We start from the raw sequence: 23,450 nt of genomic DNA, 5'->3' as shown, positions 1-23,450 counted from the left end.
CAGGGGGAGATCCCTGCCTTTTTTTGAATGAAAAAAGTGTCCAGGTTTCCCCTAGACACATTAAGGATGGATCGAAACCGGTGTCCCAATTGGAACAATCCTTGATAATTCCTCCACGTCCCGATTATGCATGCGAATACAGCCTTTTGAGACGGCTTTACCAATTGAGCTGGGATCGTTCGTTCCATGAATGCCGTAGTGCTCCTTGGATAGACTCATCCACATCGTACCGAATGGGCCTCCGGGGTTGGGGGCTTTATTAATGATGATGAATTTTCCTACCGGTGTACCGAACAGCATTCTTCCAACGGCGATTGGATATTGCTTTTGCAATACTCCATTTTTTAGCAGCCTTAGCTTACGATTGTTAACGGACACATCGATCTGAAATGGAATGGTATCAGGAGGGGGAAAACCAGGGATCATAATGGGTTGACCAGGATAAATGACGTTTGGATTTATTGTCGGGTTAGCAGCGATGATTGCCGATAGCGGTTTCCGGTAGTCCCTGGATATCTGTGTCAGTGTTTCACCTGGTTTAACTGTATGAATCAGTCTGAACACCTCCATAGGTTATAGTGGTCACGTTACATTCTATGTGAATTTTTAAAAGTGTTTCGTAACTCGCTGTTATCTGTTTTTAATGAAACTAATATGTTAAGTAACCAAGCCGAAAAGAAACCGAAATGAACTTTTGATAAAATAAGTTTTTATGGAGAAGATTTTTTGTTAGTTAAAGAGGGGGAATAAGGGTGGAGGAACATGTGAAAAAGGCTTTAATCGAATGGAATGAAGAAATTAGTGATGTGTTAAATGGAATAGAAAAAGAGTATGAAGAAGTTAAGCGTGACCTTCAGGTTTATTCCTATAAATTCAATATTACCAAACAAGTTGTACAATCCACTATAAATGATGAAATTATTCGAAACATCCGCGAGCTCTATCATAAACCTTTTGAACAAAAATTGAACGAATTGAAAGAGTCGATAAAAGAGCTGGAAGAAAAGAGAAAGGTTTTTCAAATGTTTGTCGATAAAATCGAAAAGGTTAGTGAAAGAGAAGAAGGAAAACCGCAAATATCAGTCATATAAGGCAGCGAAGGGCAGGATACTCATAAGTACTCTACTATTCTATACCCAAAAACCAGGCAGCGAATATACCTGCTTTTTTTTGCTGGAATAGCAAAAAGCGTCCCTTGTTTATCCCAACATCAACCCGGGTACACTATCCTATAAAAAGGAAATGGGGGAATTCTATGTGGAATGCGGTCTTTTGGGGAGGGGTATCGGGTTCTGCCGTCCTGCTTGGCGCACTTGCCGCCATCCTCATTCCGATCAAGAAAAACATCATTGGCTATATTATGGCCTTTGGTACGGGTGTATTGATTGGTGCCGCGGCATATGAGCTGCTAGCTGATTCGGTGAGTGATGGAGGGATTTGGGCGACGGGGATCGGATTCATAGCAGGGGCCGCCGTGTTTACTGCCTTGGATTTTCTTATTTCCAAAAAAGGTGCGGATAAAAGGAAACGGTCCAATAATAGCTCTTCGAAGGAAGCGGGCCTAGCCATTTTCATCGGGACGGTGATGGATGCCATACCGGAGTCGATCATGATTGGCGCAAGCTTAATAAGCGGCGGCTCGGTAAGCTGGCTATTGGTCATTGCCATCTTCATCAGTAATATTCCGGAGGGGCTCTCAAGTACAACAGGTCTGCTCAAAAGTGATTACTCCAAGAAGAAAATCATGCTGCTGTGGCTTTTCGTCCTGATCATTTCGGCACTTTCCTCGATGTCGGGCTATCTATTCCTCGATCATGCCCCGGACTATGTCCTGGCAGCGATGGCAGCCTTTGCGGGAGGGGGAATCATCGCCATGATCGCCTCAACGATGATGCCTGAAGCATATGAAGACGGAGGGCCGATCACGGGCATATTCACCGCTGCGGGCCTGCTTATCTCTTTAGTTCTGGATTCGATGTAAGATTGTCCCCTTGGAAGGAAGGGGGGCAATTTTTTTTGTGAATTCTATCATAGAAGGAAATGTACAAGGAATCTATCTCGAAAAAGAATTGTTGGTGTTAAAATATCATTTCAAATCATACACTCTTCATATAGATTTTAGACATTGAGGAGCTGTTGGAAATGAACTTCGAGATGCAAATAGCGAATATGTTAGCCGATAATTTAAAAGGTTTCATTACATTCGTCCGGGAAAATCATGAAAATGAAAACAATTGCTTTTGTTTAAATAAAGATAAATTGTATCAATTGAAGCTTCTTGTTGAGGAGTTTAAGTTTCAAGTATTGGCCGATGAACTTAAACGGATCAACCGGTTTACCTGGGATGAAAACTATACGCACTTATTAGTTGATAGATTAAGAAAAGGGATGGCAATCATTGAAGAGTACGTTGAAAATAACTACAGCGATTTATTCATTTTCACCGCTAGACTTTACACGTTGAATAGCCTCAGCTTAACCTTTTGCAAAGAGGAAGAATCAATAGTCAGCTAATTAGGGCACCCGCGAAAAAAAGAAGAGCACATATTATGTGCTCTTCTTTTTTTCATTATAGGGATAGTTGACCAAGAAGATTCTAATTCTTATATGCTCCGGCCCGATCTTATTTGCTTGGCATCGAAGAGATATATTTTTTGACCACTTCATACACATATTCTTGATTGGCTGCTGCTGTATTAGGGTTATATTTACCGCCATTCACTTTATTATTGGATAGCACTCGTATACCTAAGAAAGGCACATCGTAAGCTTTGGCGATTTGTGCTGCCGAAGCTCCTTCCATTTCTTCAACAGATGTACCATATTTCGTATGGAACCATTTAATCCGATCCACTTCATTATTCCAAACGTCTGCAGAACCGATAGTACCATCGACAACCTTACCTTTTGTGTAAGTATCTTTAACTGCATGAGCAGCTGCGAGTAAATCCTTATCTCCTTCGTAGAAGCGTGGTTTTTCAGCGTTAGGATCTTCTCCTGCACTTCCTTCAGAAGCCATTAGGTCCATTGGTTTCCAAACGGTTGGATCGATTCCTTCGTTTTCAGCTTTATCGGCCGTTTTTAATGAACCTAGGTTTACCGTTCTCTCTCCTAAAACAATATCAAAAACGTTTAAGCCTGGATCATGTCCGCCTGATGTCCCTTGATTGATGATGGCAATAGGGTTATATCTTTCAATGGCCAATGCTGTAGCGGCAGCCGTATTTTCCATCCCTTTACCTGTTTTTGCCACGATTACAGGATAATTGTCTAAAGTTCCAATGTAAAATACAAAATCCCCTGATTTTTCTTCTTTAACATTTTCTAGCTTTTTAGCGAAATTTTCAGCTTCGATTGGCATTGGACCTTGAATCATGATCGGTCTTTGAGTCTTTTTTTCGACCGTTTCATTTTTGGAAGTGGAACTGCAAGCTGCAATCACCGACACGAAAAGTAAAGTAATGATTCCTAATAGAGTGTACTTTTTTAACATGTTTTTTCTCTCCTTAAAAACAAATTATCCAATTGTTTGAAACACTCGCAGTTGTGGTCAAAGAAAAAGGTCCAGAACGGCAGAATGAATGCTGCCTTCTAGACCTACGATAGTCAAAGTATAGATAATCAAGCAAAAATGAAGCGATTGCTAAATCATTAGCTGCTCAAAAAGCGGGCGGCCGAATACTTTAACTCGTAGTCTAGTTCTTTAACTGGGAACCAGGTAGAAACGCTCAGACCATATTTCCGAGCATATACGAGTAATGATATGTATGATTATTACTTTGCTAATATAACAAACAAATGAAAGATAATCAATCGAAAAGGTGAACGATAAATAAAAAGTATTATTTAATGTTCGTGATTTATGGGGAGTGGTCCGTTAAAACGTTGATTTCCACTCCAGGCACTCGCTTTCCGCGGGCGGTCCTGAAGCCTCCTCGGCTCTCGCCTGCGGGGTCTCCATTGGCCACGCTTTTCCCGCAGGAGTCTCGCGCCTTCCGTTCCAATCAACTTTGTTTTAAAAGATAGAAATCTTTTTTGTCTACAGTTTTTTGAGTCAGTGTATCCACTCTAGGCACTCGCTTTCCGCGGGCGGTCGCGGAGCCTCCTCGGCTTGCGCCTGCGGGGTCTCCCCTAGACGGGCTTTTCCCGCAGGAGTCTCGTACCTTCCGTTCCAATCACTGGAACTTCTTATTTAAGAAATATTGTAGGGTCTGGCGGTCCATCAACTTTCCGGTAAAAGGAGTTCCGAATTGCTCTCGCCCAGAACCAAAATTTTAAAGGTAAACCTGCCGAATAACGGTTAGCCAAGACCCCACAGGCGCATGCTTTGATGAGCTTGGCAGACAGTCGGTGGAAAGGGAACGGGTTTCTGCAATAATTTGAAATGTTTTCTTGGAAAAACTGTAGGCTAGTCTCATCCCGAATTATGTTTATGACTAGATTATCCTTTAAGTTTTTTTCTGTAATCCCTTAAAGGATGGAAGAGATTTGCGACACTCCAGCCGAATAACTGGCTGGCCAAGACCCCACAGGCGCATGCGCCGAGGAGGCTTGGCAGACAGTCGGCGGAAAGGGAGCGGATCTCTGAAATCAACTGTAATGTTTTCTTGAAAAAACTGTAGGCTAGTCTCAATTATGTTTAGACTAGTTTATCCTTTAAGTTTTTTTCAGTAATCCTTATTGGAATGAAGAAATTTGCGACACTCCTGCCGAATAACTGGCGGGCCGACACCCCACAGACGCTTGCGTCGAGGAGGCTTGGCAGACAGTCGGCGGAAAGGGACGGATTTCTGAAATCAACTGAACGCTTTATTTATAAAAAGACTATGGATTTTGTCAGGGGCTATCATGATCAACCAAAGTTATCACGACATTTCCCTTTTTATGTCCTAGCTCTACGTATTTATGAGCTTCGGGAATCTGTTCCAGCGGGTAGCGTTTATCAATGACCGATTTTAATTCTCCAGTTTCGATTAGCTCTTTGAGAAATAGTAAATCTTCCGTACGTTCCTTTGCTATTCCCTGTCCTTCTACGGACACGTAACGCCCGTTCAGGGTCAGTGCTTTTTTGCATGTGGCTTTCGAACTTTTCCCGACTGCATCAAAGATGATATCATATCGCTCTTGTCTTTCCGAAAAATCCTCTTCCGTATAATCAATTACTTTATCGGCTCCCAATGATTTCACCAATTCAAAATTAGCGGCACTGCATACTCCGGTAACTTCTGTTCCAAAGTATTTGGCCAGCTGTACCGCGGAAGTGCCCACCGAACCGGATGCGCCATAGATGAGGACTTTTTGTCCGGCTTGGATATTGGCTTTTCTGAAAAAATGCAGAGCTGTCGTTCCACCAAAAGAAACGGCGGCAGCTTCTTCATAGGTCATATTGGCAGGTTTCATTGCGATTGGGCCGTCTTCAGGTAAGCATGTGTATTCGGCATGGGCCCCGAAATTCATTCCAGTCATGGCAAAAATCTGGTCGCTTTTTTTGAATTTTGTCACATTCCTCCCCGTGTCTTCTATCTCCCCGGATAACTCCACTCCGAGTATCGGTTTTCGCGGTTTTCTAAGGCCCAGGAACATTCGCATCGGCAGCCATAATAAGAAAGGGCTATTGAAACTCCGGACTCTTACGTCCCCAGAAGCCACTGTTGCCGCGTGAACCTTTACCAGTATTTCGTTGTCCTTTGGGGTTGGCTTTACTACCTCTTTGAGTTCCAGTACATCGGGTGAACCGTATTTCGTGCATACCATTGCTTTCATCGCAAGTCTCCTTAGTTTTTGATACAATCTTTTAATACTATGATGGAAGCTGTAAGATAAAACTAACGTAACTGAAGTAACTTCTGATGAAATGTTGAAAAGCAGTGATTATTCATGGGGATTCCCTGAGGTAATAAGAGTACGTTCATTCGGATAAAGCCGCGAAACCTTTGGCTTTGCTGATAAACGGCAAAAGGAGATTAAAGAATGACCATTAATGAAAGACCAAGAAGAATTATTTTAGATTTAGCAGTTACATTAGATGGATTTATTGAAGGGCCGAAAGGAGAAATCGACTGGTGCATTATGGACTCTGAAATGGGGTTCATTGATTTCTTGAATCAAATTGATACTATTTTTTATGGAAGAAAAAGCTATGATTTATGGGGGCAATATACGCCAGAAAATGAGGTATCCGATACTGAAAAAGAAATGTGGAATATCGTTCATGGCAAACAAAAATTCATGTTTTCTAAAACGAAAAAAAGCACTGAAAATAATGTAACGATCATAAATGAAGATATTGTTGAAGAAGTAAATAAATTAAAGAAAAAGCCCGGTAAAGACATCTGGCTGTATGGCGGGGCAAGTCTTATTACATCTTTTATAAAATTTGGGCTGGTTGATGAATTTAGGTTATCTGTTCACCCTGTTGTTTTAGGGGAAGGAAAACCCTTATTTATTGACATGAATGAGAGATTGAATCTAAGACTGGTTGATACAAAAAGCTTTTCCTCTGGCGTTGTCCAACTTTGCTATCATCTTAATGAAGAGTAATTGTTAAGCATGATGATATATACTTGTAAAATGATGAATTCACGAGTAAAACGTTGAAATTCACGAGTAAAACCCAAAAACTCACGAGTAAATGCTTAGAATTCACGAGTAAAGCCATTAATAGGTATCCATACTTGATGTGTGGGTACCTTTTTTTATACATATTGCAATTTATAATTTATAAAATGTAATATATATGTTGCAAAAAGTAAAGTGAATCATATAATAAGAATAAGCGATGGAATTAAATGGAGGTCGATTAAAGATGAATCTATTTAAACGAACGAAAAAGACCACGGATGAGCGGATTGAGAATGTAAGAAATAAAATTTATAAAGAAATGTATTATGTCATCTTGGTCATTTGCCTGGCGAGTGCACTTTTCAAACTATATAAATATGGTGCAGGCAGCGGGGAGTTATATCTGGAATTCGCGATCCTTGTTGGAGGGGGGCTGTATTACTTAGCTCGTTCGATTTTCTTAGGTGTATTCTGGGATGAGGTGGAGATGCATGACCGCAACAGCAAAACACCGATGAGCAAGAAGACGGTTCTTGGGACGGTTGCTTTAGCACTTATCATCGCTATATTCATGGGCGTGAATAGTGCTGTATCCTATGCCGATGGCAGTTCCCAGGGTGTATGGTATTTTGTATTGGTATCGTTTGTATCCGTCATGATCTATTTGCCGATTTTACTTCTGTTTTTTGGCGGTATATACTTGCTGGCGAAGAAAATCGGAATGAAAAATAGCTAAGATAATAAGAAATAGTAGGTGCTATCCCTTGAAAAATATAAAACTGAAGCTTGCGAGAGTAGAAAAGGACTTGTCACAAGAAGAACTGGCCAAGATTGTCGGCGTATCCAGGCAAACGATAGGATTGATTGAATCCGGAAAGTATAATCCCTCATTAAGTTTATGTGTCGGGATTTGTAAAGCATTATCCCGTACATTGGATGATTTGTTTTGGGAGGAAGACTAATTGGGTATCCATTGACTTGGATATCTTTTTTTTCAGGAATTTATCATCAAAAAATGGGGGAAGGTATAGCATGTAAGCAAAAATCTAACATTCGAGAGGGATGGTTTGATGGATCGTACGATTGGTTACTTACGTGAGATATTGTCTAACTATACGGACCAATATCCTGAAGCGCAGGAAATATATAATAAAATCAAAAGCGGACACTTTCATTCGGAAGAAGAACTCGTCAATAAGCTATCCGGTAAAGAAGCCAGTCTCCTTAACCATATTCTTCCTCAGGAAATCAAGCATGCAAAGGAAGCGAGTGATTCGGAACGGGTCACGCAATTATCAGAGGTATATGAACTGATCATTATATGATGAAACCTTGTCCATGATGATCATGGACAAGGTTTTGTTGGTTTTATTCCATTTCACTAAGTGAATCCATATGACTGGCTATCATGGCGATGATTGTGCTTGCTTCTTCCTTGCTGAAAATGAAATTCGTTTCATCCTTTATCAGGTCATCATCCGCTGTCCGAATCCGATTGATCCGTTTCAGCACACCGTCACCCGTCTCCTGAACGATACCGAACTGGTAGGTGACCTCCACTTCATTATCCTGGATATAGGCAGTCACTTCAGGCGTTTCCCAATCTACATCGATTTCGTATATATCGGAATTTTCGCCGTCAGGATCATACAAATCATCATCCATATCCATTTCATATGCATAATCGTAATCATCATCATCCTCATCTTCTTCCAAATAGTTATGGAAGCTCTCATGGACAGCATCGATGATATCTTCAATATCCGAAAGGATGACCTTGCTGATCTGCCCTAAATCCGGATCGAACGATTCCATATAAAATTCTTCATTATACGGATCAAAAAACAGCGAGGAAAAATAATCCCGCTCATCGTCTTCCAGCTCTGTATAAAACTCGATGCGTGGATGCTTAGACCCGCGCTCCACGATCATACTGCCATTGCGATCGTATTTCTCACAAATTGATTTAAGATGATCCTGCAATTCCCCGCTTACTCTGTCAAACCATTCTAATGACATCAACATCCACTTCCTTTCGAGATTATTATTTCCCAGAAAAGCCGAACATGACATGCCATTTAAAGGCAGCTGCAATTTAACTACGCATCAGGAATGCCGGTTATAAAAAATGAATGTAAAGGGAAAATAAGATAAAAGCAAAAACATTAGATTTCCTTATACCTTTCAATGATGAAGTCAATAAAATACCTGCTGGCTATTGGCAATACCCTTTTATCCTTATACGCCAAAGTAATGGTTCGGATAATAGAAGGAGAGATGCTATTCGTTACAATATTATAGGGACATTTATGTAAGAGAAGTTTCGGTAAAATCGAAATGCCAAGCCCTTGTTCAATCATGGACATAATCGCATAAGGGTCATATACCCGGTATTGTGTATCAGGTTCAAAATCGTACTGTTTAAAAATCATTAATGGTTCATGTATCACTCCCTCATCCAACAGAATATAAGGATCTTTTAGCAATTCCTCCAAGGAGACTTCTGTGGATGATGTTAAAGGATGATCTACTGGCATCACAGCCACCATCTCATCTTTTTGCAAGGGAATCGTAGTTAAATCCGAAACATTTGAATTCACAAAGCCAAAGTCTACGCTGCCTTCTTTAATCCAGTTTGAGATTTCCGTATAATTTCCTTGATGTAATTCGAAATGTACAGTTGGATAAAGTTCCTTAAAATCCTTGATCAATCCTGGTATCCAATGACATGTAACACTGGAAAAGGTGCCAATTCGAATAAGGCCGCTTTGAAGTCCCTCCATCTCTTTATGCTTTTCAGTCAGTTCCCTATGTGAATTGCAAATCTTCCTGATATATGGCAAAAATTCCTCGCCATCTGGTGTCAGTGTAATACCCTTTCGAGAACGTAAGATAAGAGTGGTGGAAAGCTCTTCCTCTAATGAATGGACCATCTGGCTAATGGCGGACTGCGTATAGCCAAGTTCTTCAGCCGCTTTTGTAAAACTGCCTGTTTCTATTGTTTTGATAAAAGCATAATACGAATTCAACCGCACTGACCCCTTTGCATTAGTAATTCTAATAGAACTATTATAAAAATTGGTTTTACTAATGTAAATGGAAGAAATAATATATAGTTGGAATCTAAAATTAATTCATGGAGTTGAAGCAGAAAAGTAATGAAGATTAACGTTAAATACAGAAATATTATTTATGCATGTTTAATGGCTTTTTGTATGTCCTTTTTTATTTCATTCATATTAGTCTCAATAAATAGGGGGTATGATCATCAATTCTTATCTGCATGGTTAAAAACTTGGTCACAGGCTTTTACTTGTGCTTTCTTTGGAGCTTACTTCTTTCCGAGAGTCATACAACAAATAATGAGAAGAATTAATTTTGTAGAAAAACCGCTCATGATTGAGAAGGATTTATTAGTGAGAGAAGAAGACAATGGATGATGCCAGTAGATAATTAAAAGGATTTCCTGATTTTAGTGCTGCCCAAATGATGGGGAGCCTTTTTGGCGTTTCCCTGCAAAATTTCAAGATCATGCTACTTTCTTTCTGTAAAAGTTTATATAGAGTGTGAAAGGGGGTGAGTGGCATGGCAAAGCAGATTCCAGTTTCAAGTACGTTGCGGATCGATTTTGAGACGGGGTTAAATGAAAAAGGGGCTCTCGTTTTCAAGCGGAGGACCTTTTCGAACATCAAGGTCGAGGCGACGGCGGATCAGTTGTTTTCGACGGCTGTTGCAATCACAAGTGTGCAGAATTATCCAATGGGTGAAGTGACCAGGGTCGATATGTATTCATTGATTGGCTAAACGGTATTTGGAAAGATGCCGGAAGCGGGGGAGGTGATTTGAAATGGCTAAAGTACTGGAATTGATTTTCGTTACGGAGGAAGGCAAGTCAGCGACGATTTCCGTTGATAATCCGAAGGAGCCGGTCGAAGTGAATACGATTAAACTGGCAATGGAAAAAATCATTGAGGGGAACGTGTTCGTTACATCTTCAGGGGATTTCGTCGATTTGAAAGCGGCACGCCTTGTCGAGCGGAATGTCGAGGAAGTGGAACTCATCTAAGAACGGGTCTTGTTGGTCACCCTGGAAGAGAGGTGGAAAAAGTGGATCAAATCCTGCCGTTTGTCAGTGATATTGGGTTCCCGATCATTGTTACCCTTTATTTGCTTCATAGGATTGAAACGAAATTGGATACTTTGAATGAAACCCTTGTGGAGCTGCCAGAACGCCTGCGAGAAGGGATTCCGAAGTCAGGTTAAGGATAAGCGGGGAGCCTCGTGGGTGATAGCATCCATGAGGCTTTTCCTTTTAAAATGGAAAAGTTTTAATAGATTCTAGTTTTATATCAAAACTATCGGGTATACATAAAACTGTAGCTAGTTCATCAAAAATCCAAATAATAAGGAGGAGTTTTAATGGCTAACAACAATGAAAAAATGAGCAGGGAAGAAGCTGGCCGCAAAGGCGGGGAAGCTACAGCAAAAAATCATGATAAGGAATTTTTCCAAGAGATTGGTCAAAAAGGCGGAGAGGCCACTTCCGAAAATCATGATAAGGAATTCTATCAGGAAATCGGCAAAAAAGGCGGAGAGGCTAGAGCCGATCAACGTGATTCCGATGATTGAAAAATGGGCAGGAAAAAGCAGGACTTAATGGCGGGAAAAAAAGCCGCCGCTAAAAAAACGATCTGAAGTTTATAGCTGAATCTAGTTTTATGGCTGTTCAAGCGGGTACATGACATATGTAGCTAGTACATGGAAAATCCAAATAATAAGGAGGAATTTTTAATGGCTAACAACAATGAGAAAATGAGTCGTGAAGAAGCAGGACGTAAAGGTGGAGAAACAACAGCGAAAAATCATGATAAGGAATTCTATCAAGAGATTGGCCAAAAAGGCGGAGAGGCCACTTCCGAAAATCATGATAAGGAATTCTATCAAGAGATTGGCCAAAAAGGCGGAGAAGCAACCTCCGAAAATCATGATAAGGAATTCTATCAAGAGATTGGCCAAAAAGGCGGAGAGGCCACTTCCGAAAATCATGATAAGGAATTCTATCAAGAGATTGGCCAAAAAGGCGGAGAGGCCACTTCCGAAAATCATGATAAGGAATTCTATCAAGAGATTGGTAAAAAAGGCGGAGAAGCCACTTCCGAAAGTCATGGCAAGGAATTCTATCAGGAAATCGGTGAAAAAGGCGGAGAGGCACGGGGCAATCAACGTGATGATTCCGATGATGGAAAAATGAGCCGTGAAGAAGCAGGACGCAAAGGCGGGGAAAAAAGCCGCCGTTAAAATATAATCCAGTGAAACTTATAAATGACCGAGGGAGTAAACATTCCCTCGGTTTTTTTATGCCAGCACAGCACATCGCAAAGTGTGCTCAGGGATTAAAGTGGGTAAAGAATAACACCTAGAAAAGAAGAGGTGATGAAGAAGTTGATTGCCCATTATTCATTTCCCCGTTTAAAAGTAGGCGGAGTTACATTTACTGCACGGCATTCATTGATTGCTCTTGGTCTTGCGGGAATTGCTTATCTGGTTTCCAATAAGAGGAAGCATCAAGCGGTATTCAAAACGGCTTCATTGATGTGCAAAATTGAACGGAAAGAGGATTCCATCAAGCTTATTTGGCCTGATGAAGGTGGTTACTATCGGGTATTCAGGGGGCGAGAGCTGATTTACAGCGGCTCGGAGCCGAAGATGGCAGATCGGGACCTGGCTCCAGGAACCATCTATACGTACACGATAGATAGCTTGAATGAAAAAGAACAGGCAGTGAACAGGATGAAAATACAGACATCAACGACTGCCGAAAATAAAAAAGAGGATAATATCCTTTTGAATTTGGTATTCACGACAATTGTCGCAAAAGGCCAAGCCAGCCTGGAATGGGAGCCCATCAAGGGAATAAAAGAATATACGATTTATCGAAACGGCGTGGATATTGGGAAAGTGAGCGGATGTTCCTTCAACGATCGGAGTATTAGTGAAGATCAGGAATACACATATACCATTAAAGCGAAGCGGCCCCTTCCGCGCTCGGAGCAGGAGTCCTTTGCCGTGAAATCCCTTGTAGCGAGTATTGTCGGAGCCGTAAAAAAAGGTTCATCCCAAGCAAAGGCGGCGATCGAGGAAATAACGAATACTAAAAAAATAGGACCTGTAAAACAGCTTTTGCAGTCAGTTGAAAACGATGTGGATGGTAAAAGGAAAAGAAATTGGCAGCTGCGCTATTCCACTTTTTTACCGGAAGAGTGGCTGAAAAACCCCAATCTGGCCTCAAAGGTTCCCTATTTTAAAGGAGACAACCGCGGGTTTGATCCTGAATCATCACGTTTCCGGACCAGGGTCGATGTGTTCATTCACGAAAAGGAAAGGGAAGCCGAGATTGAATTTTCCAAAGCGGTCGGGAAAAGTGAGGCTTACAACCATGAGGGGGATTTCCTTGAGGAGGGAGTGGCCTCGGATGAAGGTGTTATAGTGAAGCGCGTATTATCCAATCATGAGAAAACGACAATCCAGCTGACACACTCTGTAGGCAATCCGATCATCATTTCACCTGCCGTGGATTATAAAGTGATCGGGACCTTTTACCGAAATGGTGAAATCAATATCGCCGGCTATCATGATCAGGCCCCGCATCACGAGGTCTACCTAAAGGAGGCAGACGACCAAAACTGGGAAGCGCTGCACCTTGCGGAAAACAAAGGGCTCGAAATGATGGCGCACCCTACGGCCAATCATTTATGGAGATACTCCACATTCACACAATGAAAAGACGAAAAGCCAAGAGCGCTTATCGTCCTTTTTTTTGTTGAGGACCAATGGCAATCCAACCACTACATTTTCTTATAAAAACCGCTTTCGAACACTTGGCGACGGCAGCATACAGCTTTCTTCTTTCTTTCCGAACCATTTATAACGGTTCCTGGCAATGAAATCATAAACGAAGTTCCGGATGAAGCTTGGGACGATGATGAAACCATAAAGCAATTTCCATGCCCCTTGTAAGCGGCGGCAAATCCTCAAGGCTGCAGACGATTTATAGTAGGCTTTATCCTTTTCGATCAGCACCATGCTATCTATATCTGCAGGAACATCATACTTCTTCAGCAACTCTTGTCCTGCCTCACTTTGAAGCGAAGCGTAATGAAAAAGCCCCTGCGGATCCCGCTTGATAATGAACTGGACACTCGAATCGCAAAAGTTGCATTCACCATCAAACAAAATGACCGGATTCATGAACATTCCTCCTATAGAGAGACGTTATCAAACTCATGCTTATATAATACACTACCCGTTTTGAAAAGGCGAAAACGTCTGGAACTGCCTGGAGTTTTGATGATGAAGGGATTGTCGTTCCGTCAAGTCACTAAGGAGTACGTAAGCGAATAAGCGGGTGGACCCATGATATAGGCAGTTTTTTGACTGTTATCAAACTGTTATTTTCCATTAACTAAACTGTAAACAAGCTGTGATATGGTAGATACTCCAATGAAGTTCCAAGCCGGCAATCCTATAGTAAAGGAACGCCGGCTTTTTCATTCAAACCATAAATGAGGATTAGAAAATATAACTGGCAGTTTCTTTATAGGGGGTAAGATTTCATGAAACGTGATCCGTATTTTGACAATGCGAAAGCTGTCTTAATCGTACTAGTTGTTTTGGGGCACACATTAGCTAGAATGGTGGAAGAAAACCAATGGATTTTAACTATTTATCTGTTCATCTTTTCATTCCATATGCCAGCTTTTATTTTAGTATCCGGTTATTTTTCCAGAAAGATAAAAAGTAAAAAGGACCTCTGGGGGCTCATTAAGAAAATATTAATTCCCTATGTAATATTCCAGGTGATATATACCTTCTATTATCGGAAGGTATTTGATGAACCAATAGACTTCACAATATTGACTCCAAGATGGGCTTTATGGTTCTTAATAAGCTTATTCTGCTGGAATATATTATTGTTTATATTTTCCTCCAGGAAATATGGAATCGCCCTTTCAATCATTGTCTCTCTAATAATCGGTTACATTGGTGAAGTGAATGAATGGTTAAGTTTATCGAGAACCTTCTTTTTCTTTCCTTTCTTTTTAATTGGTCATTTTTTAGAAAAAAATCATTTTGAATGGGTTAAAAAGAAAAGTAATGCCATGATCGGCTGGGCTGTACTAGGGTTAATCTTTATCGGTATTTATTTCTATGGGGAAATGAGTTGGAGGGAATGGTTTTATGGCCGCTTAGGTTATCAGGAATTAATGGAAGGCTCCATTGCCCTCGGTTTTATATATAAGTTACTCGTATATTTAATTATGGGAGCAGCAACTTACTGTTTTTTATGTATAGTTCCTAAAAAACAAACGTTTTTTACTGAAATAGGATCCATTACATTAGGTATTTATCTTTTTCATATGTTTTTCCTGGAATATGTTTACAACTCATTTATTTATGATTGGATCAAAGAAAGTGGCCAATACTATGTTTTATTAGTCATACCTGTAACCATAATATTTATATTATCAAGAAAACCGATAGTAAAAGTGGAATGTGCGTTAATAGGAATGAAAATGAAAACATAACAGAATTCTAACACTGTAGACAAACTCGATGAAAACAAGTTTGCTCAATTTTCATTTAGGTTTGTAAAACATGGAACGTCCATTTCCACTCCAGGTACTCGCTTTCCGCGGGCGGTCGGGGAGCCTCCTCGTCGCTTTGCGCCTGTGGGGTCTCCCCTCGACGCGCTTTTCCCGCAGGAGTCTCGCACCTTCCGTTCCAATCAACTCTGTTTTGAAATTTAGATAAGCCCCTTTTTGTCTTCAGTTTTTATAAGGGTTCATAAAACATGGAACGTCCATTTCCACTCCAGGTACTCGCTTTCCGCGGGCGGTCGGGGAGCCTCCTCGTCGCTTTGCGCCTGTGGGGTCTCCCCTCGACGCGCTTTTCCCGCAGGAGTCTCGCACCTTCCGTTCCAATCAACTCTGTTTTGAAATTTAGATAAGCCCCTTTTTGTCTTCAGTTTTTATAAGGGTTCATAAAACATGGAACGTCCATTTCCACTCCAGGTACTCGCTTTCCGCGGGCGGTCAGGGAGCCTCCTCGGCGCGCCTGCGGGGTCTCCCTTGCCACGCTTTTCCCGCAGGAGTCTCGTACCTTCCGTTCCAATCAACTTTGTGTTTTAAAAGAAAAAACTGCTGGCTCGTCTTATTCCAAACCCTATTTAAGACAAGGTTATCCTTCATGTTTTTTTCCTGTAATCATATTCGGGATCTTTGTCTCCATATAATCATTCACGATAATTCCTCGATTGACAGGGATGCCGGAATTTTGGGCCATTGCAACACTTAATGGATGGAAGAAATATGCGACACTCCTGCCGAAAAACTGGCTAGCCGAGACCCCGGAGACGCTTGCGTCGAGGAGGCTTGGCAGGCAGTCGGCGGAAAGGGAGCGGATTTCTGAAATCAACTGGAACGTTTTTTAAATAAAAAAAATGCAGTCAAGCTGCTTTTCTTAGAGTTTCTCTACAGCCAGAGCCCTTCCGTTTGAAGGGTTTTTTCATGAAAAGAAATTTCCAGGTATTTAGTGAGCTGCTAAAAAATCCGTTTAATGGGTATTAAATGGAGGCTCCACTAAAAGGGTTACAACCCTTTTAAAGTTATTCCAGGAAAGAAAATGAAGGTGATTACCCGAAATGTTTCCAAAATTATTAAGGGGTAATTACTTTTGTATTTCACTTTCAATAAATCAACTCTAAACGTCCAGATTTATTTTATTATGACTATATAAGATTTAACTATCATCAAAGGAGCGGCATATGAAAAAGTTTTTCATCATCTTCATTTTGGCTTTAATCCCTTTCGCCTCTACGAAGGTAAGTGCAGAATCTGACTTACCTCTCAATAGTGAAGCCGGGATCATTATTGACGCGAAAAGTGGAAAAGTATTATACGAAAAAAACATGGATAAACGTATGTATCCAGCCAGTCTAACGAAAGTTGCAACGGCGATATATGCTATAGAACACGGGGATAAGAACGAACTGGTGACAGTTAGCAAAAAAGCGGCGAAGGCAGACGGGTCTTCGGTATTTATTGAACCTGGGGAGGAAATAGAGCTTTCCGAATTAATTGCAGGCATGCTAATCAATTCCGGAAATGATGCAGCCATCGCAATTGCCGAGCACATGTCTGGCAGTGAAAAATTGTTCATGGAAGATTTGAATGAGTTTTTAAGAAAAGAAGTAAACGTCACCGATACTCATTTTACGAACCCCCATGGATTGTTTGACAAAGACCATGTAACTACGGCAAGTGACCTTGCGAAAATTACCCAATATGCAATGAAAAATGAAACATTCCGTGAGTATTTTGGGAAGAAGGAGTTACCATGGGAAGTGGAAACATGGGACACAACTCTGATTACCCATCATAAAATGTTAAAAGGCGAACTCCCCTATAAGGGAATAACCGGCGGGAAAACCGGTTTCGTAAGTCAATCCGGCTACACCCTGATTTCTACTGCCACTAGAGGGGAACAGGACTTGATTGCTGTCACTCTAAAAGCTCCTTCAGACAAAATTGCCTACTCTGATACCAAGCTTTTATTCAACTATGGCTTTGAAAACTTTAAATCAGGCAAAATTGATAAAAAAAGCAAACTTTATTCAGCGGACTACTCTAATTCCTACACGCTGAACGAAGACTTATACTATACTCATTTAATCAGTGATCAACCTAATCTTAAAACGAGTAATGATGGAATACTTTCAATCATGAACCAGGAAGGGGAAGCAATTAAATCCTTTGACCTTAAGACGGTCGCTGATGTTAGGAACACAGTATTGCCTGCTCCGATTAAACAAGAAACAATCAATGATAATCTAATAAAATTTTCTGTCCCATCTCTAGGTTTGGGAGGGTTTTAGAGCCTGTTACTATACATACCCCAGATTATAAAAAATAAAAGTGTGCCCTTATCATTCATGACTGATAGGGGTACTCTTTTATTTTTATTGATGATCCGAGGACAAAATCGGACAGCACAATGGTAACTGAATTGGAAATGGAGTATATGACCATAATAGTATTAAAAAAACTATTAGGGATGATCTCATGATATATATCTATAATGATTATGGGGGTACACATACCACGTCTTTGGCTGCCGCCTATCATTTAAAACAATTACCTCAATCGGAAAGAAAACTAACTTCGGAAGAAATATTAAATGTAAAATATTTTAATAAATTAACGAAAAAAGAATTTGGAAAGCTGATTTTTCGCGGGATCGATGAAGATGGCAACTCCGTTTATACAATGGGACATAAAAGAGAGAAACTCGTTGTTCCGGCATTAAAAGAATTGACTTTACTACTGGAAGAGAAATTTCATTTTAACGAAAAAATAGTATTCTCCAATACATCCCCAACTGTCCCGATTGCCATGTCTATAGGGGGGTATTTATCCAGAGTATTAAAAATTGATTTCATAGGTGTGCCATTATTAATTATAGGCACCAAACAATGCTGTGATAATATTTTTCGCTTGGTTGAAAATACGAAACAAATAGGAAAAGCAGCGAATGGGGAAAAAGTGATTATAATAGAAAATGAAATATATAAGTAATCCTAAAAAATTTAATTAGCCCATCAAAATTCGTTTTTGAAAGTGCAGGCTGTCAACTGTATAGGGATACAAGTCAACAATTGATGTTGGCTTTTTTTGTTATGCTTCTGGATGGATACATGCTATACAAGAGGTGGTGCTTGCACTTAATCGAACAATAAACCACCACCCGGAAGTGGAGGTTTATTAATGAATCGAGGAAATTACTGTTCTTGCAGGCTGGTTACAGAAACACTTTGTTTTTTATTTGGATCATCAAGGGGATGGATTGTAGCTGTTCCATTTTGTTCATCCACGTGCTCAATGTAGATACTTTCCTCATTATAGGTTACATTAACCATATTTGGTGAAGAAGCAATTTCTTCTGCTCGTTGTGCGTTCATTTTAGCCACCTCCTTTGAATTTGCAACATGTTTAATATTTGTTCCGATTTACTTAGATATACTAGTTGAAATTAATTCTTCCAAGAATCCCTTACTTAACGAACTGGTGGCTGAGTTATTTGTATGGCAGTTTTTAAATATTTCGATAACGCAGGATAGTTCAAGATAAAATCAGTTGATATAATTACAGAAAATTAAGAAAGTACGGGGTGGTAAAATGAATAGTGAAGGATTTTCGATTTCTACTAATAAAAAGTATTTAGATGTAGATGTAATACATGAATTTTTGAATCATGAAGCTTACTGGTCAAAGGGAATAACTAAGGAAACAGTAATAAAGTCAATTGAAAATACGACCTTATGTTTTGGGGTTTATAAGGGTGAAATAGGAAATGAAGGTTGTGATCAAGTTGGGTTTGCAAGGGTAATAACCGATTTAGCAACCCATGCGTATCTTTGCGATGTGTTTATATTACCTGACTATCGTAAATTAGGATTATCAAAATGGTTAATGGACGTTATCACCGATCATTCCGAACTAAAAAAGGTTCGCAGGTTCATGTTAGCCACGAATGATGCACATTCATTATATGAAAAATTTGGTTTTATACAGATTGATAAACCAGAGCTATTTATGCAAAAAGTCGGTAAAACCCCATTTCAACAATAAGTACTTTTAACACAAAGGGATTAGACCCTGCATAATCGTGCACAGAATGTCGGATGTTTCATTTCAACTCCTGCTATTCTGTTGATATAAGGGAGGTCATTGAATGGATTCGCTCAAAAATATGAATGGTGCCATTAAATTCATTGAAGAAAATCTTACGAACGAAATTGACTTTAAAGAAGTTGCAAGGCTCGCTTATTGCTCGGAATATCATTTTAAAAGGATGTTTTCCTTCCTTGCCGGTATTTCACTATCCGAGTATATCCGCCGAAGACGACTTACACTTGCAGCGTTTGAGCTTAAAAATAGCAACATAAAGGTCATTGATATTGCGATAAAGTACGGGTACAGTTCACCAGACTCGTTTGCAAGGGCGTTTCAGCATTTGCATGGTATCACGCCATCAGAAGCGAGAAGTAATGGCCATTCACTTAAAGCCTATCCACCGATGTCCTTCCAATTATCCATTAAAGGAGGCAGTGAAATGAACTATCGAATTGAAGAAAAAGCGGCATTTCACATAATTGGAATTAAAAAAAGGGTTCCAATCATTTTTAACGGGGTCAATCCAGAGATTGCATCTATGTGGAAAAGTTTAGACGAGAAAACGATAAATGAACTTAAAAACCTATCGAATGTCGAGCCATTAGGGCTGCTTAGTGCATCCGCGAACTTTTCCGAAGGCCGGTTGGAGGAAAAAGGGGAGCTTGATCACTATATCGGCGCAGCTACAACGAGGGAATGTCCAGATAACTTAACACAGCTGAATGTCGATGCGTCTACATGGGCGGTATTCGAAGCAGTCGGCCCCTTTCCTGAAACACTGCAAAATGTTTGGGGACGCATTTATTCAGAATGGTTTCCATCCTCAAACTATGAACAAAGAGAAGGGCCGGAAATCCTTTGGAACGAAAATAAAGACATAACCTCACCAACATTTAGAAGTGAAATATGGATCCCCGTTATGAAAAAGTAAGTTTACCAGGCGAAGAATTTATCGGAAGAGCTGTCTTAGGGCAGCTTTTTCTTATGGAGCAAACAGGGAAGGATAAGGGAATAAGAGCTAGGTATAATTTGCTTTAACGAGCTATAATGGTGGATAGAAAGTGCTAATATAAGGAGATTGGAAAATGCCTGTTATTGAGTATCAACAATTTATTAAAGCCCCAGTTGAATTATGTTTTGACCTAGCGAGAAGTGTGGATATCCATACCAAAACGACAGCTAACACTAAGGAAATGGCTGTTGATGGTGTGACAGAAGGGCTATTAGAGGAGGGAGATGCTGTTACTTGGGAAGCCATTCACTTTGGTATTAAACAAAGGCTGAAAGCCAAAGTGATACTAATGGAAAAACCAAATAAGTTTGTAGATATTATGGTGAAGGGTGCCTTCCATTCCTTCGTACACACACATCAGTTTAAAGAAGAACCAGGCGGAACTATAATGATGGATACATTTCAATATAAGTCACCGTTCGGTCCAATTGGAGTATTAGCTGATAAGTTGTTTTTAGAGAAGTATATGAGAGCATTTATCGTTTCTCGTGCAAAGGCACTGAAAAAGATTGCCGAGAATAGGTAATAACCTTGTTTAAGACTATACTCTGCTATCATGGGTTGCTGCGGCAGCCTTTTTATTTTCCCCTAGTACCAGGAGGAACTAATTCACTGATTAAGAATGAAGGAGTTGATGAATAATGAAATGATTCCCAGATGATGAAGATGGACAAGTGTTATAAATGCTTTATAGAACTAATGGGTGCTTAGCTGAAGTTCGGAGCTGTCTTTATAACCGGCACCCTAAAGATTAGCGAATGGCTCGGCTCAGCGGTACAACCGTGTTAGGCCCGCGGATACAACCGACCGTTAATTATAATTACGGATCAAATCGTTTGCTGCGATTAGATCTTTTCTTTTGTTTTTATAAGAATAACACAAACAGAACAAATGTTCCAGAGTTAATGTGTAAAATTATTACTTTTTTTCAAAAATAAATCTTATAAAGGATATAGTTGATTCTCTTGAAGATGAACGGGCAGGATGGTTGAAGCAGCAAGCGAATCATAAATCATATTTTCCAAGGTGGCGCAAAATGAGACTGACGATGGGGATGTATTTGTTTCGGAAATGTGATAAAGGGCAACAGGATGAGTACTCAAAACATGTGAGGTTGACATGACTCATCTTTTGGGAACAAAAAAAAGCACTTTGATAATTAAGGTATCAAAGTACTTTTCATTTAACAAACTACCAATCCCATGACATATGACACCCAAAGTCAACATGGCATTTATTCTGCTTACAACAATGATCGTAATGCTCATTATCGCAGCGTTTTTTCTTCTTACAATCATGATGCTCATTATCGCAGCGTTTTTTCTTCTTACAATCGTAATGCTCATTATCGCAGCGTTTTTTCTTCTTACAATCGCAATGCTCATTATCGCAGCGTTTTTTCTTCTTACAATCGCAATGCTCATTATCGCAGCGTTTTTTCTTCTTACAATCGCAATGCTCATCATCGCAGCGTTTTTTCTTCTTACAATCGCAATGCTCATCATCGCAGCGTTTTTTCTTCTTACAATCGCAATGCTCATCATCACAGCGTTTTTTCTTCTTACAATCGCAATGCTCATCATCGCAGCGTTTTTTCTTCTTACAATCGCAATACTCATTATCGCAGCGTTTTTTCTTCTTACAACAATCATAATGCTCTTCATCGCAGCGTTTTTTCTTCTTACAGCAATCATGATGCTCATTATTGCAGCATTTTTCCTGCTTCCAACAATGATCGTGATGTTCATTGTCGCAACATTTTTTCTGCTTCCAATAATGATCGTGATGTTCATGATCGGAGCATTTTTCCTGCTTCCAACAATGATCGTGATGCTCATGATCGCAGCATTTTTCCTGTTTCCAACAATGATCGTGATGCTCATTATCGTAGTGTTTCTGCTTACAACAATCCTCGTGATAAGACATAGAAATGTCACTCCTTTCTATCTTTTAAAATATGGATAAAGGCAAAGCCTTCTCTATTTAGAGAGGGCTTTGCTAGTCAAGATTAAAAACTGTTCAACACCGTCATTTACGGAGCAGGAAGAGTATCAGTTGTTGGAGTAGTTGTAGTTTCACAACGACGTTCATTTACATCGCAAATACCGCCATGTGAATCCACAATAACTTGTCGAGTAACTGTAATTGTAGTGCGTAGTACAATCTTGACTAAAATGGCATCAGCAGTAACAAGTCCCGTGGTGCCGATGACTGGAACGCCTGGTTGAGCAAAGATCCCTTCTATTGTTAATGGGGGTTCTACTACCATATCCTCAGGGCATGCACCTGGAAAATCTGTATGCTCTTGGAATGGTAAACTCGCTGTTAGTACGGCTGTTGCAGGAGTGGCTGCTCCTGGTGCCAAAAATGTTACCGTAATAGTTACAGGAATAAGCCCGATGTTAACGACTTTGTCCCTAAGGATTCTCGTGTTACGTGTAACACCAGCTAGATTCGGTACAACAGACACTGAAACAATAGTGGACCCTGCTGGAATTGCAGGAGTAAAAGCGGTAAAAGGAAATGTTGCTTCGGCAACCTTTTGTATCGCTTTTGAGCCTACAACTGAATTAACTAGGACACAGTCGCTGTTTAATGGTGCAGCGAGTTGGCGAGCTGGAGCTTTAAAGTTGCAATTGCAAGCAGAAGCGTCGTGAGACTTACAAACTTTACATGATTTTTTGAATTTTGAATCATGATCAAATCTTGAGTCATGACCAAATCTTGAATCATTACCCATACCCCAGTCACTGTCGGAACAGGCGGACCCCCAGTTGCTTTGCATTGGATTTTTTTTACTGAAATTACCCATAAAATCTCAATCCTTTCTTGTAACTATTTTTATTTTCGAAAATGAAATGGAGTGTAGTATCGAACCGTACTAAAGCACTGCCAAAAGCATTTTCGTTGTAGTTACAAAATATAGTATTAATAAAATAAGGTAATTGCTTGGACAGGTTGCTTATATTTCCGGACAAGTCGTAAATATTTATCGGGCTTACACTTATCATTTTGCATTAGAGGAAGTATGGAACGCGGGTAATGAAATGGACGAATATAAGGGAAGCAAAAAGCTAAACATTGAAAAGTGATGCCAGCGAAAATACAGATAAACCCAAAAAGGACTTCTTTGCTCGATTTTACAA

31 protein-coding genes and 1 riboswitch are annotated in these 23,450 nt (G+C 40.1%); of the genes, 21 read left to right on the top strand and 10 right to left on the bottom strand.

What is annotated here, in order from left to right:
- Positions 1 to 60 precede the first annotated feature (60 nt).
- On the bottom strand, positions 61 to 555 hold the full coding sequence (locus tag ACFX4H_RS12865) for a L,D-transpeptidase family protein (RefSeq protein ID WP_377435641.1): 495 nt from the start codon (positions 553 to 555) through the stop codon (positions 61 to 63).
- 197 nt (positions 556 to 752) lie between these two features.
- Between ACFX4H_RS12865 and ACFX4H_RS12860 the strand changes: the two genes are divergently transcribed.
- The 3 genes from ACFX4H_RS12860 (at position 753) to ACFX4H_RS12850 (ending at position 2,514) form a co-directional block, all read left to right on the top strand.
- The gene (locus ACFX4H_RS12860; protein ID WP_034309801.1) at positions 753 to 1,091 is read left to right on the top strand and encodes a hypothetical protein; all 339 of its coding nucleotides are present in this window, start codon (positions 753 to 755) and stop codon (positions 1,089 to 1,091) included.
- A gap of 164 nt (positions 1,092 to 1,255) precedes the next feature.
- Positions 1,256 to 1,981, top strand: coding sequence for a ZIP family metal transporter (locus ACFX4H_RS12855; protein WP_377435478.1), 726 nt, complete (start codon positions 1,256 to 1,258; stop codon positions 1,979 to 1,981).
- A 161-nt stretch (positions 1,982 to 2,142) separates the two neighbouring features.
- The gene (locus ACFX4H_RS12850) at positions 2,143 to 2,514 is read left to right on the top strand and encodes a hypothetical protein (RefSeq protein WP_377435477.1); all 372 of its coding nucleotides are present in this window, start codon (positions 2,143 to 2,145) and stop codon (positions 2,512 to 2,514) included.
- A 109-nt stretch (positions 2,515 to 2,623) separates the two neighbouring features.
- Here ACFX4H_RS12850 and ACFX4H_RS12845 read toward each other — a convergent pair whose 3' ends face one another.
- On the bottom strand, positions 2,624 to 3,493 hold the full coding sequence (locus ACFX4H_RS12845) for a 5'-methylthioadenosine/S-adenosylhomocysteine nucleosidase (RefSeq protein ID WP_323603644.1): 870 nt from the start codon (positions 3,491 to 3,493) through the stop codon (positions 2,624 to 2,626).
- Positions 3,494 to 3,671: 178 nt separating this feature from the next.
- A riboswitch (purine riboswitch) is annotated at positions 3,672 to 3,775 on the bottom strand.
- A gap of 1,061 nt (positions 3,776 to 4,836) precedes the next feature.
- Positions 4,837 to 5,763 (bottom strand): NAD(P)-dependent alcohol dehydrogenase, encoded by a 927-nt coding sequence (locus ACFX4H_RS12840; RefSeq protein ID WP_377435475.1) that lies wholly within the window; start codon positions 5,761 to 5,763, stop codon positions 4,837 to 4,839.
- Between the two features lie 207 nt (positions 5,764 to 5,970).
- Between ACFX4H_RS12840 and ACFX4H_RS12835 the strand changes: the two genes are divergently transcribed.
- The 4 genes from ACFX4H_RS12835 (at position 5,971) to ACFX4H_RS12820 (ending at position 7,886) form a co-directional block, all read left to right on the top strand.
- A complete protein-coding gene (locus ACFX4H_RS12835) occupies positions 5,971 to 6,540 on the top strand; it encodes a dihydrofolate reductase family protein (protein WP_377435474.1) in 570 nt (189 codons plus the stop codon).
- Between the two features lie 265 nt (positions 6,541 to 6,805).
- Entirely contained in the window at positions 6,806 to 7,297 is a 492-nt protein-coding gene (locus ACFX4H_RS12830; protein WP_241635223.1) for a DUF6773 family protein, read from the top strand.
- Between the two features lie 28 nt (positions 7,298 to 7,325).
- A complete protein-coding gene (locus tag ACFX4H_RS12825; RefSeq protein ID WP_034309784.1) occupies positions 7,326 to 7,523 on the top strand; it encodes a helix-turn-helix transcriptional regulator in 198 nt (65 codons plus the stop codon).
- Between the two features lie 108 nt (positions 7,524 to 7,631).
- Positions 7,632 to 7,886: a sigma-G-dependent sporulation-specific acid-soluble spore protein CsgA gene (locus ACFX4H_RS12820; RefSeq protein WP_034309781.1), complete on the top strand. Its 255-nt coding sequence runs from the start codon at positions 7,632 to 7,634 to the stop codon at positions 7,884 to 7,886.
- 43 nt (positions 7,887 to 7,929) lie between these two features.
- Here ACFX4H_RS12820 and ACFX4H_RS12815 read toward each other — a convergent pair whose 3' ends face one another.
- Both ACFX4H_RS12815 and ACFX4H_RS12810 read right to left on the bottom strand, forming a co-directional pair.
- Entirely contained in the window at positions 7,930 to 8,580 is a 651-nt protein-coding gene (locus ACFX4H_RS12815) for a hypothetical protein (RefSeq protein WP_377435473.1), read from the bottom strand.
- A 146-nt stretch (positions 8,581 to 8,726) separates the two neighbouring features.
- The gene (locus tag ACFX4H_RS12810) at positions 8,727 to 9,590 is read right to left on the bottom strand and encodes a LysR family transcriptional regulator (protein ID WP_377435471.1); all 864 of its coding nucleotides are present in this window, start codon (positions 9,588 to 9,590) and stop codon (positions 8,727 to 8,729) included.
- Positions 9,591 to 9,719: 129 nt separating this feature from the next.
- Here ACFX4H_RS12810 and ACFX4H_RS12805 point away from each other — a divergent pair, with 129 nt between their 5' ends.
- The 7 genes from ACFX4H_RS12805 (at position 9,720) to ACFX4H_RS12775 (ending at position 13,341) form a co-directional block, all read left to right on the top strand.
- A complete protein-coding gene (locus tag ACFX4H_RS12805) occupies positions 9,720 to 10,001 on the top strand; it encodes a DUF2798 domain-containing protein (protein ID WP_057276945.1) in 282 nt (93 codons plus the stop codon).
- 145 nt (positions 10,002 to 10,146) lie between these two features.
- Entirely contained in the window at positions 10,147 to 10,365 is a 219-nt protein-coding gene (locus ACFX4H_RS12800) for a DUF1659 domain-containing protein (protein WP_053536156.1), read from the top strand.
- A 43-nt stretch (positions 10,366 to 10,408) separates the two neighbouring features.
- Complete coding sequence (locus ACFX4H_RS12795; RefSeq protein ID WP_063590248.1) at positions 10,409 to 10,627, top strand: DUF2922 domain-containing protein; 219 nt, start codon at positions 10,409 to 10,411, stop codon at positions 10,625 to 10,627.
- A 41-nt stretch (positions 10,628 to 10,668) separates the two neighbouring features.
- Entirely contained in the window at positions 10,669 to 10,824 is a 156-nt protein-coding gene (locus tag ACFX4H_RS12790) for a YvrJ family protein (RefSeq protein ID WP_034309764.1), read from the top strand.
- Between the two features lie 156 nt (positions 10,825 to 10,980).
- Positions 10,981 to 11,190 carry a KGG domain-containing protein gene (locus ACFX4H_RS12785; RefSeq protein ID WP_034309762.1) on the top strand — a complete coding sequence of 70 codons (210 nt, stop codon included), beginning with the start codon at positions 10,981 to 10,983 and terminating at the stop codon, positions 11,188 to 11,190.
- A 162-nt stretch (positions 11,191 to 11,352) separates the two neighbouring features.
- Entirely contained in the window at positions 11,353 to 11,859 is a 507-nt protein-coding gene (locus ACFX4H_RS12780; RefSeq protein ID WP_377435469.1) for a KGG domain-containing protein, read from the top strand.
- Positions 11,860 to 11,994: 135 nt separating this feature from the next.
- On the top strand, positions 11,995 to 13,341 hold the full coding sequence (locus ACFX4H_RS12775; RefSeq protein ID WP_377435468.1) for a DUF3238 domain-containing protein: 1,347 nt from the start codon (positions 11,995 to 11,997) through the stop codon (positions 13,339 to 13,341).
- A 75-nt stretch (positions 13,342 to 13,416) separates the two neighbouring features.
- Here the strand turns inward: ACFX4H_RS12775 and ACFX4H_RS12770 are convergent, their stop codons facing one another.
- Positions 13,417 to 13,809, bottom strand: a complete 393-nt coding sequence (locus ACFX4H_RS12770) for a thiol-disulfide oxidoreductase DCC family protein (RefSeq protein ID WP_053536152.1) — start codon at positions 13,807 to 13,809, stop codon at positions 13,417 to 13,419.
- Between the two features lie 365 nt (positions 13,810 to 14,174).
- Here ACFX4H_RS12770 and ACFX4H_RS12765 point away from each other — a divergent pair, with 365 nt between their 5' ends.
- The 4 genes from ACFX4H_RS12765 (at position 14,175) to ACFX4H_RS12750 (ending at position 18,194) form a co-directional block, all read left to right on the top strand.
- Positions 14,175 to 15,146, top strand: coding sequence for an acyltransferase family protein (locus ACFX4H_RS12765; RefSeq protein WP_377435466.1), 972 nt, complete (start codon positions 14,175 to 14,177; stop codon positions 15,144 to 15,146).
- Positions 15,147 to 15,883: 737 nt separating this feature from the next.
- Entirely contained in the window at positions 15,884 to 16,051 is a 168-nt protein-coding gene (locus tag ACFX4H_RS12760) for a hypothetical protein (protein ID WP_377435465.1), read from the top strand.
- Between the two features lie 333 nt (positions 16,052 to 16,384).
- Positions 16,385 to 17,494, top strand: coding sequence for a D-alanyl-D-alanine carboxypeptidase family protein (locus ACFX4H_RS12755; protein WP_249597237.1), 1,110 nt, complete (start codon positions 16,385 to 16,387; stop codon positions 17,492 to 17,494).
- Between the two features lie 187 nt (positions 17,495 to 17,681).
- Entirely contained in the window at positions 17,682 to 18,194 is a 513-nt protein-coding gene (locus ACFX4H_RS12750) for a DUF3189 family protein (protein WP_377435464.1), read from the top strand.
- Positions 18,195 to 18,397: 203 nt separating this feature from the next.
- Here ACFX4H_RS12750 and ACFX4H_RS12745 read toward each other — a convergent pair whose 3' ends face one another.
- The gene (locus ACFX4H_RS12745; protein ID WP_034309749.1) at positions 18,398 to 18,577 is read right to left on the bottom strand and encodes a small acid-soluble spore protein H; all 180 of its coding nucleotides are present in this window, start codon (positions 18,575 to 18,577) and stop codon (positions 18,398 to 18,400) included.
- A 217-nt stretch (positions 18,578 to 18,794) separates the two neighbouring features.
- Between ACFX4H_RS12745 and ACFX4H_RS12740 the strand changes: the two genes are divergently transcribed.
- From ACFX4H_RS12740 to ACFX4H_RS12730, 3 genes are all read left to right on the top strand, one after another.
- On the top strand, positions 18,795 to 19,247 hold the full coding sequence (locus ACFX4H_RS12740) for a GNAT family N-acetyltransferase (protein WP_323603635.1): 453 nt from the start codon (positions 18,795 to 18,797) through the stop codon (positions 19,245 to 19,247).
- Between the two features lie 103 nt (positions 19,248 to 19,350).
- The gene (locus ACFX4H_RS12735; protein WP_249597239.1) at positions 19,351 to 20,223 is read left to right on the top strand and encodes an AraC family transcriptional regulator; all 873 of its coding nucleotides are present in this window, start codon (positions 19,351 to 19,353) and stop codon (positions 20,221 to 20,223) included.
- Between the two features lie 154 nt (positions 20,224 to 20,377).
- Entirely contained in the window at positions 20,378 to 20,830 is a 453-nt protein-coding gene (locus ACFX4H_RS12730) for an SRPBCC family protein (RefSeq protein ID WP_034309744.1), read from the top strand.
- 598 nt (positions 20,831 to 21,428) lie between these two features.
- Here ACFX4H_RS12730 and ACFX4H_RS12725 read toward each other — a convergent pair.
- The 3 genes from ACFX4H_RS12725 to ACFX4H_RS12715 all read right to left on the bottom strand — a co-directional run bounded on the left by ACFX4H_RS12725 (position 21,429) and on the right by ACFX4H_RS12715 (position 23,037).
- Positions 21,429 to 22,241, bottom strand: coding sequence for a hypothetical protein (locus ACFX4H_RS12725; protein ID WP_377435462.1), 813 nt, complete (start codon positions 22,239 to 22,241; stop codon positions 21,429 to 21,431).
- 95 nt (positions 22,242 to 22,336) lie between these two features.
- Positions 22,337 to 22,774 carry a hypothetical protein gene (locus ACFX4H_RS12720; RefSeq protein ID WP_377435461.1) on the bottom strand — a complete coding sequence of 146 codons (438 nt, stop codon included), beginning with the start codon at positions 22,772 to 22,774 and terminating at the stop codon, positions 22,337 to 22,339.
- Between the two features lie 122 nt (positions 22,775 to 22,896).
- Entirely contained in the window at positions 22,897 to 23,037 is a 141-nt protein-coding gene (locus tag ACFX4H_RS12715; protein WP_377435459.1) for a hypothetical protein, read from the bottom strand.
- Between the last annotated feature and the right edge of the window lie 413 nt (positions 23,038 to 23,450).

The organism is Peribacillus sp. YIM B13477 (genome assembly GCF_042787955.1).
In the GTDB taxonomy this organism is placed as follows: Bacteria; Bacillota; Bacilli; order Bacillales; family DSM-1321; genus Peribacillus; species Peribacillus frigoritolerans.
This window is presented reverse-complemented; position numbering and strand designations above follow the sequence as displayed.

Bases quoted from the DNA above. Each gene is read 5' to 3' on its own strand.
- ACFX4H_RS12855 (WP_377435478.1), top strand. From the start codon at position 1,256: ATGTGGAATGCGGTCTTTTGGGGAGGGGTATCGGGTTCTGCCGTCCTG.
- ACFX4H_RS12850 (WP_377435477.1), top strand. From the start codon at position 2,143: ATGAACTTCGAGATGCAAATAGCGAATATGTTAGCCGATAATTTAAAA.
- ACFX4H_RS12845 (WP_323603644.1), bottom strand. From the start codon at position 3,493: ATGTTAAAAAAGTACACTCTATTAGGAATCATTACTTTACTTTTCGTG.
- ACFX4H_RS12840 (WP_377435475.1), bottom strand. From the start codon at position 5,763: ATGAAAGCAATGGTATGCACGAAATACGGTTCACCCGATGTACTGGAA.
- ACFX4H_RS12835 (WP_377435474.1), top strand. From the start codon at position 5,971: ATGACCATTAATGAAAGACCAAGAAGAATTATTTTAGATTTAGCAGTT.
- ACFX4H_RS12830 (WP_241635223.1), top strand. From the start codon at position 6,806: ATGAATCTATTTAAACGAACGAAAAAGACCACGGATGAGCGGATTGAG.
- ACFX4H_RS12820 (WP_034309781.1), top strand. From the start codon at position 7,632: ATGGATCGTACGATTGGTTACTTACGTGAGATATTGTCTAACTATACG.
- ACFX4H_RS12815 (WP_377435473.1), bottom strand. From the start codon at position 8,580: ATGTCATTAGAATGGTTTGACAGAGTAAGCGGGGAATTGCAGGATCAT.
- ACFX4H_RS12805 (WP_057276945.1), top strand. From the start codon at position 9,720: ATGAAGATTAACGTTAAATACAGAAATATTATTTATGCATGTTTAATG.
- ACFX4H_RS12800 (WP_053536156.1), top strand. From the start codon at position 10,147: ATGGCAAAGCAGATTCCAGTTTCAAGTACGTTGCGGATCGATTTTGAG.
- ACFX4H_RS12795 (WP_063590248.1), top strand. From the start codon at position 10,409: ATGGCTAAAGTACTGGAATTGATTTTCGTTACGGAGGAAGGCAAGTCA.
- ACFX4H_RS12785 (WP_034309762.1), top strand. From the start codon at position 10,981: ATGGCTAACAACAATGAAAAAATGAGCAGGGAAGAAGCTGGCCGCAAA.
- ACFX4H_RS12780 (WP_377435469.1), top strand. From the start codon at position 11,353: ATGGCTAACAACAATGAGAAAATGAGTCGTGAAGAAGCAGGACGTAAA.
- ACFX4H_RS12775 (WP_377435468.1), top strand. From the start codon at position 11,995: ATGAAGAAGTTGATTGCCCATTATTCATTTCCCCGTTTAAAAGTAGGC.
- ACFX4H_RS12770 (WP_053536152.1), bottom strand. From the start codon at position 13,809: ATGAATCCGGTCATTTTGTTTGATGGTGAATGCAACTTTTGCGATTCG.
- ACFX4H_RS12765 (WP_377435466.1), top strand. From the start codon at position 14,175: ATGAAACGTGATCCGTATTTTGACAATGCGAAAGCTGTCTTAATCGTA.
- ACFX4H_RS12760 (WP_377435465.1), top strand. From the start codon at position 15,884: ATGCCGGAATTTTGGGCCATTGCAACACTTAATGGATGGAAGAAATAT.
- ACFX4H_RS12755 (WP_249597237.1), top strand. From the start codon at position 16,385: ATGAAAAAGTTTTTCATCATCTTCATTTTGGCTTTAATCCCTTTCGCC.
- ACFX4H_RS12750 (WP_377435464.1), top strand. From the start codon at position 17,682: ATGATATATATCTATAATGATTATGGGGGTACACATACCACGTCTTTG.
- ACFX4H_RS12745 (WP_034309749.1), bottom strand. From the start codon at position 18,577: ATGAACGCACAACGAGCAGAAGAAATTGCTTCTTCACCAAATATGGTT.
- ACFX4H_RS12740 (WP_323603635.1), top strand. From the start codon at position 18,795: ATGAATAGTGAAGGATTTTCGATTTCTACTAATAAAAAGTATTTAGAT.
- ACFX4H_RS12735 (WP_249597239.1), top strand. From the start codon at position 19,351: ATGGATTCGCTCAAAAATATGAATGGTGCCATTAAATTCATTGAAGAA.
- ACFX4H_RS12730 (WP_034309744.1), top strand. From the start codon at position 20,378: ATGCCTGTTATTGAGTATCAACAATTTATTAAAGCCCCAGTTGAATTA.
- ACFX4H_RS12715 (WP_377435459.1), bottom strand. From the start codon at position 23,037: ATGATTCAAGATTTGGTCATGACTCAAGATTTGATCATGATTCAAAAT.